Origin of the sequence: Pseudarthrobacter sp. C1, from assembly GCF_034720455.1 — a bacterium.
Lineage (GTDB): Bacteria > Actinomycetota > Actinomycetes > Actinomycetales > Micrococcaceae > Arthrobacter.
This window is the reverse complement of the sequence record NZ_JAYESK010000021.1, coordinates 1-5,453: the sequence shown is the minus strand read 5'-3', so window position 1 is coordinate 5,453 and position 5,453 is coordinate 1. Positions and strand designations below refer to the sequence as shown.

The following is a 5,453-nucleotide window of genomic DNA, read 5'->3' as shown; positions in this document are numbered from 1 at the left end:
GCGAGCGCAGCTCGCGCCGCGGCACCGAGGTGACGTCCACGCCGTCGAGCGTTATCCGCCCGGCATCCAGCTCGTAGAACCGCATCATCAGGTTCACCAGCGTGGTCTTCCCCGCCCCGGTGGGCCCCACAATCGCCACCGTCTGCCCCGGCTCCGCCACCAAAGACAACGAAGAAATCAGCGGCTTGTCCGGCGAGTACGAGAACGACACGTCCTCGAACACCAGCCGCCCCCGACCAAACACCGGCCCGGCAGAAGGCGCAGGCTCCACAGACTCCTCAGATTCATCCAGCAGCTCGAATACCCGCTCCGCGGACGCCACCCCGGACTGCAGCACATTCGCCATGGACCCCAGCTGCGCCAGCGGCATGGTGAACTGCCGCGAGTACTGGATGAACGCCTGCACATCGCCCAGCTGCATCGCCCCGGACGCAACCTGCAGGCCGCCCACCACGGCAATCCCCACGTACACCAGGTTCCCGATGAACGTTATGATCAGCCCGGAAATGAACTGCGCCCCGAAACTCGCTACTGCCCCAGGAGGGGCAATGACTCGTTCATCTCGCAGCCCACAGTTCAGTCTGATGCCGCAGGTCAGGACGGCATCAAAGGCCTAAACGGGAGGCTTGCCGGTAACCGGTCAGAAACCGTCGTTTTGTTTCCCGATCCCTCGTTCGATCTGAAGGCCTACTTCTGGAAAGCGTCGCTGCCCGCATGAGGCGGGGCGGCGACGTCGTGGGTGGCTGCGCTCTGAACTACGTCTGCGCGGTCGTAGCAGCCGAGCTTCTCGACCGCATAATCGAGCAGGGCCGAGGCTCGTCGCGTGAGGGTCATGTCCTCGGGCCAGATCCCTACGACGTTGGAGAGGGTTACGGGCGGGTCGAATGGGCGGATGGCGACCGGCCGCCCCTCGACGCTCATGGGGAGCACGTTGGGCCGGGACATGAGCAGGCCATACCCCATGCCGCGGCCCACGAGCGCCTCGACGAGGATGATCTGGGTGACCCGGGCCGCGATCCTGGGCTCGAGCCCGCGCGCGGCGAACGCCTCGACTATATTGATGGTGCTCGGGCTCACGTCGTAGAGGATGAGCGGCTCGCCGGCGAGATCGGCGAGATCGACGGTGCTGCCCGCCGCGAGCGGGTGGTCCGGATGCAGGTGGGCCTCGAGCTCGGTCGCGTAGACCTTGCGGTGACGGTAGCCGGCAGGCAGGAACCTTTCGTATGTGATGGCCACGTCGAGGCGTCCCGACTGCAGGGCGGGGAACAGGTCCTCGTTGGTGCCCACCGTGGTCTCGAGGTCCACCCCGGGATGCCTCCGCGGGAAGCCTTCGAGGAGCTCCGGCACCACGCTCGCGGCGAAGCTCGCGTAGCAGCCAAACTTGACACTGCCCCGCAGCTCTTCTCCCCGGCGGTCGCCCTGGACGAGCTCCCGCGTGTCCGCCAGGATCCGGCGCGCCTGCATTGCGAAGTGCTGGCCCGCGGGAGTCAGCGCGAGGCCCCGCGCCTTGCGGCGCACGCAAAGCTGCTCCCCCACAGTCCTCTCGAGCCCCGTGATGGCCTGGGACAGCGCCGACTCTGAGATGTGAAGATGGGCTGCCGCTGCACTGGATGTGGTGAAGTCCGGCAGGGCAGCGAACAGCTCGAGTTGCCGCAGGCTCACATCGGCCATGTCCACCTCATCGTAGATCGGGCTTCTTAAGTACAACAGAACTTTATCTGCAAATCTCTGTGATTTACATGCAGATGTGAGTTCGCTCACCATAGAGGAACAGCATCGTCCGCACACTTCACAAGGACAGCAATGACCTCTTCCAATTCCGTTAGCAATCCCGCCACGCAGCGTCGCGTCGCGTTCGCGACGATCATCGGCACCACGATCGAGTGGTACGACTTCTTCATCTACGCGCTGGGCGCTGGGCTCGTGTTCAGCCAGCTCTTCTTCAAGCCTGCCGGGGAGGAAATCGGGCTCTTGCTCTCCTTCGCTACCGTCGGCATCTCCTTCCTCTTCCGCCCGCTCGGTGCGTTCCTCGCGGGGCACTACGGCGATAGAATCGGCCGCCGTGCCATGCTTGTCATCACGCTCATCCTCATGGGTGTAGCGACGACACTCATCGGCGTCCTGCCCACCTTCGCCCAGATCGGCATCGCGGCGCCGATCCTCCTGCTCCTCCTCCGCATTCTCCAAGGCGTCTCCGCCGGCGGCGAGTGGGGCGGCGCAGTCCTCATGGTCGTCGAGCACGCTCCTGCCGACCGCCGCGGTCGCGCTGGCGCCTTGCCGCAGGTCGGCGTCCCGCTGGGCTTTCTTCTCGCTTCGGGCTTGATGGCCCTCATGACCGGTGTCGTCTCCCCCGGCCAGGCCTTCCTCGAGTGGGGCTGGCGCGTGCCGTTCCTGCTGAGCATCGTGCTCATCGTCGTCGGCTACTTTGTCCGCCGCTCCGTTGAGGAGAGCCCCGTGTTCACCGAGATCGCCGAGCGCGGCCAGCAGACCAAGGCCCCGGTTGTGGTCCTTTTCAAACGTCACTGGCACCTTGTGATCCTTGCCGCGCTTGTGTTCGTGGGCAATAACGCCGTGGGCTACATGACCACCGGCGGCTTCCTCCAGAGCTACGCCACCGGCAAGCTTAAGATAGATACTACGGCGATGCTCATCGCGTCCACGGTCGCCTCGGCGGTGTGGTTCTTCGCGACGCTCATTGCAGGGCGCCTCGCCGATTCGATCGGCCGGCGAAACACCCACCTCATCGGCTTCGCCGTACAGGCACTGATGGCCTTCCCGCTATTCTGGCTCGTCAACACCGCGACGCTACCCGGCCTCTACGCCGGCCTGGTCCTGCTCTCGATCGGCCTCGGCCTCACATACGGGCCTTTGGCAGCCTGGTACGCCGAGATCTTCCCGGCATCCGTTCGTTTCTCTGGAGTGGCCATCCCCTACGCCATTGGGTCAATCCTCGGCGGGGCGTTCGCTCCCACCATCGCCCAAGCACTGCTGCAGGCCACCGGCACCACGACTGCGGTCTCCTGGTATATCCTCGTGGCCACCCTCGTCGGGGCCGCGGCGACGCTGTGCCTGCGCGACCGGCGCGGCATCCCGCTCGGCCCGGACCACGAGGCCGAGCAGGCCAGCGGCGCAACGATGTTCGCCCCCAACGTGGCCCACAGGGAGCTTGCGGCGAAGCCGTAGCACCCCGTACCCCTTCCACCGTGGCGTCCACGGAACTATGCACCATGCCGTCGTGGCCTCTTATGGTCGGCAAATTCAAGGATTACGTAATGCAGTCGAGGAGAACCGATGGTAAATCACACCACCAGAGTCGCGGTCATTGGAGGGGGGCTGGGCGGGCTTACTGCTGCGATTGCCCTCACGCGGATCGCCGGTGCCCACGTCACGGTGTTCGAGCAGGCGAGGGGGCTGGGCGACGTGGGCGCAGGCGTCACTGTCGCTCCGAATGGCCAGCGCGTTCTCGACAAACTCGGTGTCCTTGAACAGGTCAAGCGCGCAGGCGCCACTCCGGACGGCCATGGCGTCTACCAGGACGCCATGGGCAACGTTGTAGCCGAAGCAGCTTGGGAAGACTCAGCAAAGCGGTATCAGAATGTCGGCATGTACAGGCCCGACCTGGTCGACGTTTTGTCTCGAGAGGTCGCGCCCGACACGATCCGTCTCGGCCATCGTCTGACGTCGATTCAGACGCTAGACACAGGCGTCCGCCTCGAATTCGAGAACGGCGTACACGATGAGTTTGATGCAGTGGTGGGCGCGGACGGCATCCACTCGGTGGTGCGGGATTCTCTGATGCAAACCCCCGACCCCGTCTACTCCGGATTTATCGCGTTTCGCGGAGTACTTGACGCGGCCCTCCTTCCCGACGACTGGCCCATGATCAGCCAGGTATGGATGGGGGAGGGAAAGCACTTCATGTGCTACCCGCTGCAGCAGCGCAAGTTGTTCAACTACGTCGGGTTCGTACCCAGTGACAGGCCGCTCAAGGAAACCTGGTCGGCCCCGGGGGACGTGAGCGAACTCGCCGCCGAGTTTGCGGGTGAGAAATGGGACCCGAAGCTTCGCCACTTCATCCAGCTCATCGACCAGACCTTCTGGTGGGGCCTCTACGACCACGAGCCACTCACTAATTGGTCGCGAGGGCGCGTGACGTTGCTTGGGGACGCAGCACACACCATGCTGCCGCACGCGGGCCAGGGAGTGAATCAGGCAATCGAGGACAGCATTACTCTTGCCTTCTTCCTCAGGGAGGCCGAAGACGCCGATGAGATTGCCGAAGCCTTCAAGCGCTACACCGCCGTTCGAATGCAGCGCACGGCGATCCTGCAGAACAGCTCTCGCAGAAGCGGCTCACAGTTCGACGCGCAGAATGAATTTGAGGACATCGAGAAGCGTGATGCTGACTTGCGCGCAGGACGCGATTTTCGCCGAAGTGTGCTCTTCGACTTCGACGCGGTGGCTGCCGCCGAAAAGGCACTCAAACGATTCAGGAGGATCTAGTTCGCATGACATCGATCAGCATCATTGGCACCGGCAAGATGGGCTCAGCAATTGCCGAAGTATCAGCGCGAGCCGGAGCGAGTATCCAAATCATCCGGCGCAGGGCGGGGGCTGGCTCGTCCGCCGAGCGTCCGGATGCGGAATATGGGCTTGTCGGCGATGAACTCACAGGTGACCTCGTCGTCCTCGCAGTTCCGTATGAGGCGTACCCGAACATACTTGAGCACTATCGGGATCGACTCAGCGGCAAGGTGGTCATCGATATCAGCAACCCCATTGATTTCACCACCTACGATGAGTTGCTGGTCCCAGCAGACTCCTCGACTGCGGTTGAACTTTCCAAGGCCCTCCCGGTGGGCGTTACAGTCGTGAAAGCGTTCAACGTCAATCTCGGCGACACGCTCAGCACCGGCACCAATGGCACAACGCCCACGACTGTCCTGTTCGCCGGAGACGATCCAGAGGCGAAAATAGCAGTCGCGGCCCTCCTCGAGGCGGCAGGACTCCGGGCGGTCGACGCTGGCCCTCTTTCGCGTGCGAGGGAACTTGAGGCGATGGGCTTTCTCCAGATCGTATTGGCAGCTATCGGGAAAACACGCTACGAGTCCGGATTCGCACTGCTGCAGTGAGGATTCCCGAGCGGCAGGCCACTCAAACCTCCGCCGCAGGAGCCGCGAACTGCGCCTCGTACAGCCGTGCGTAAGCCCCGCCGGCAGCCAGCAGTGAAGAGTGCGTCCCCTGCTCCACGATCTGGCCGGCCTCCATCACCAGGATGAGGTCGGCGTCGCGGATCGTGGACAGGCGGTGGGCGATGACAAAGGAGGTCCGGTCGGACCGCAGTGCACTCATCGCCTTCTGCACCAGCACCTCGGTCCGGGTATCCACCGAAGACGTCGCCTCATCCAGGATCAGCACAGAGGGCCGCGCCAGGAACGCCCGCGCAATCGTCA

At 63.9% G+C, this 5,453-nt stretch carries 4 protein-coding genes and 2 pseudogenes; 3 read left to right on the top strand and 3 right to left on the bottom strand.

The window, feature by feature from the left end:
• A pseudogene (locus U7114_RS19245) lies at window positions 1-529 on the bottom strand (ATP-binding cassette domain-containing protein); the annotation flags it as partial.
• Between the two features lie 158 nt (window positions 530-687).
• Window positions 688-1,707: a LysR substrate-binding domain-containing protein gene (locus U7114_RS19240; RefSeq protein WP_323058261.1), complete on the bottom strand. Its 1,020-nt coding sequence runs from the start codon at window positions 1,705-1,707 to the stop codon at window positions 688-690.
• A 96-nt stretch (window positions 1,708-1,803) separates the two neighbouring features.
• Here U7114_RS19240 and U7114_RS19235 point away from each other — a divergent pair, with 96 nt between their 5' ends.
• The 3 genes from U7114_RS19235 to U7114_RS19225 all read left to right on the top strand — a co-directional run bounded on the left by U7114_RS19235 (window position 1,804) and on the right by U7114_RS19225 (window position 5,132).
• Window positions 1,804-3,183, top strand: coding sequence for an MFS transporter (locus U7114_RS19235; protein ID WP_323058260.1), 1,380 nt, complete (start codon window positions 1,804-1,806; stop codon window positions 3,181-3,183).
• 108 nt (window positions 3,184-3,291) lie between these two features.
• Window positions 3,292-4,503, top strand: coding sequence for an FAD-dependent monooxygenase (locus U7114_RS19230; protein ID WP_323058259.1), 1,212 nt, complete (start codon window positions 3,292-3,294; stop codon window positions 4,501-4,503).
• 5 nt (window positions 4,504-4,508) lie between these two features.
• Window positions 4,509-5,132 carry an NADPH-dependent F420 reductase gene (locus U7114_RS19225; RefSeq protein ID WP_323058258.1) on the top strand — a complete coding sequence of 208 codons (624 nt, stop codon included), beginning with the start codon at window positions 4,509-4,511 and terminating at the stop codon, window positions 5,130-5,132.
• A 22-nt stretch (window positions 5,133-5,154) separates the two neighbouring features.
• Here the strand turns inward: U7114_RS19225 and U7114_RS19220 are convergent.
• A pseudogene (locus U7114_RS19220) lies at window positions 5,155-5,453 on the bottom strand (ABC transporter ATP-binding protein); the annotation flags it as partial.

Bases quoted from the DNA above. Each gene is read 5' to 3' on its own strand.
- U7114_RS19235 (WP_323058260.1), top strand. From the start codon at position 1,804: ATGACCTCTTCCAATTCCGTTAGCAATCCCGCCACGCAGCGTCGCGTC.
- U7114_RS19230 (WP_323058259.1), top strand. From the start codon at position 3,292: ATGGTAAATCACACCACCAGAGTCGCGGTCATTGGAGGGGGGCTGGGC.
- U7114_RS19225 (WP_323058258.1), top strand. From the start codon at position 4,509: ATGACATCGATCAGCATCATTGGCACCGGCAAGATGGGCTCAGCAATT.